General features: G+C 60.6%; 1 protein-coding gene. It reads left to right on the top strand.

Translation table 11 applies throughout. The features are described 5' to 3' along the window. The first annotated feature begins 102 nt into the window (after positions 1-102). Positions 103-2,040, top strand: coding sequence for an acetate--CoA ligase (acs, locus tag ACW9JC_RS30085; RefSeq protein WP_457459599.1), 1,938 nt, complete (start codon positions 103-105; stop codon positions 2,038-2,040). Positions 2,041-2,099: the final 59 nt, after the last annotated feature.

The following is a 2,099-nucleotide window of genomic DNA, read 5'->3' on the forward strand; positions in this document are numbered from 1 at the left end:
CTTTTGATCTTCAAAGCAAAGTCAAAAGATCGCAGCCTTCGGCAGCTCCTACGAGGGTCGCGCAGCTCCCCTCTTGTCGCAAAACAAGAATAAGGAACCGTCATGTTCGATATCAGCACGTTCCCCAAAGCCGATGCCGTCCGCCGGGCTGCACAATTGAGTCAAGACGACTACCACCGCCTGTATCGCGAATCCATTGAACACCCCACTACATTCTGGGCCGAACAAGCCACCCGCTTCCTCGACTGGAGCAAGCCGTGGGACACCGTCCAGCGCTATGACCTGAAAACCGGTGAGGCCAGCTGGTTTGCCGGCGGCAAATTGAACGTCAGCTACAACTGCATCGACCGGCACCTGGAAAAACGCGGCGATCAGATCGCGATCATCTGGGAAGGCGACGATCCCGCCGAATCCACCCAGATCACCTACAAAAAACTCCATCACAACGTCTGCCGCCTGGCCAACGTGCTCAAAAGCCGTGGCGTGAAGAAAGGCGACCGCGTGTGCATCTACATGCCGATGATTCCCGAAGCGGCCTACGCCATGCTCGCCTGCACGCGCATCGGTGCGGTGCATTCGGTAGTGTTCGGCGGCTTCTCCCCGGACTCGCTGCGCGACCGGATTCTCGACGCCGACTGTCGCACCGTGATCACCGCCGATGAAGGCGTGCGCGGCGGCAAATTCGTGCCGCTGAAACAGAACGTCGACAAGGCGCTGCAAAGCTGTCCGGACGTGAGCACCGTGGTGGTGGTCGAGCGTACACAGAATGAAGTGAGCTGGGTTGAAGGCCGGGACATCTGGTATCACCAGGCGCTGCGCGACGTCGGCGACGACTGCCCGCCCGAACCGATGGACGCCGAAGACCCGTTGTTCATCCTCTACACCTCCGGCAGCACCGGCAAACCCAAAGGCGTGCTGCACACCACCGGCGGTTATTTGCTGCAAGCGGCGATGACCTTCAAGTACGTGCTCGATTACCGCGACGGCGAAGTGTTCTGGTGCACCGCCGACGTCGGCTGGGTCACGGGGCACAGCTACATTGTCTACGGTCCGCTGGCCAACGGCGCCACGACGCTGATCTTCGAAGGCGTGCCGAGCTACCCGAGCACCTCGCGCTTCTGGCAAGTGATCGACAAGCACAAGGTGAACATTTTCTACACCGCTCCGACCGCCCTGCGCGCCTTGATGCGTGAAGGTCCGGAACCGTTGAAGGAAACTTCCCGCGCCAGTGTCAGACTGCTCGGCACCGTCGGTGAGCCGATCAACCCGGAAGCGTGGGAATGGTACTTCCATCAGGTCGGTGAGGAGCGCTGCCCGATTGTCGATACCTGGTGGCAGACCGAAACCGGCGGCATCATGCTCAGCCCGTTGGTGAGCGCAAAACGGATCAAACCCGGGTGCGCCACGCAACCGATGTTCGGCGTGCAACCAGTGTTGCTCGATGAGCAAGGCAAGGAAATCAAAGGCGCCGGCAGCGGCGTACTCGCCATAAAATCCAGCTGGCCGGCGCAGATCCGCAGCGTCTATGGCGATCCGCAACGCATGGTCGACACCTACTTCAAGCCTTACCCCGGCTATTACTTCACCGGTGACGGCGCTCGTCGCGATGAGGACGGCGATTACTGGATCACCGGGCGTATCGACGATGTGATCAACGTTTCCGGGCACCGCATCGGCACCGCCGAAGTGGAAAGCGCGCTGGTGCTGCACGACAGCATCGCCGAGGCTGCCGTGGTTGGTTACCCTCACGACGTCAAAGGCCAGGGCATCTACGCGTTCGTCACACCCATGAACGGCGTCGAGCCCGGCAACGAACTGAAGAAGGAGCTGCTGGCGATGGTCAGCAAGGAAATCGGCAGCTTTGCCAAGCCGGATCTGATCCAGTGGGCGCCGGCCTTGCCCAAAACCCGTTCAGGCAAGATCATGCGGCGTATCCTGCGCAAGATCGCCTGCAACGAGCTGGACAGTCTGGGCGACACTTCGACCCTGGCCGACCCGAGCGTGGTGCAAGGCTTGATCGACAAGCGCCTGAACCAATAATGCACTGCCGTCTGTAGGAGCAAAGCTTGCTCGCGATGAACGATAACGCGGTCTACCGA

Source organism: Pseudomonas sp. SDO5591_S426 (genome assembly GCF_054070755.1).

Excerpts from the sequence above, each read along its gene's own strand:
- acs (WP_457459599.1), top strand. The coding sequence starts at position 103 with ATGTTCGATATCAGCACGTTCCCCAAAGCCGATGCCGTCCGCCGGGCT.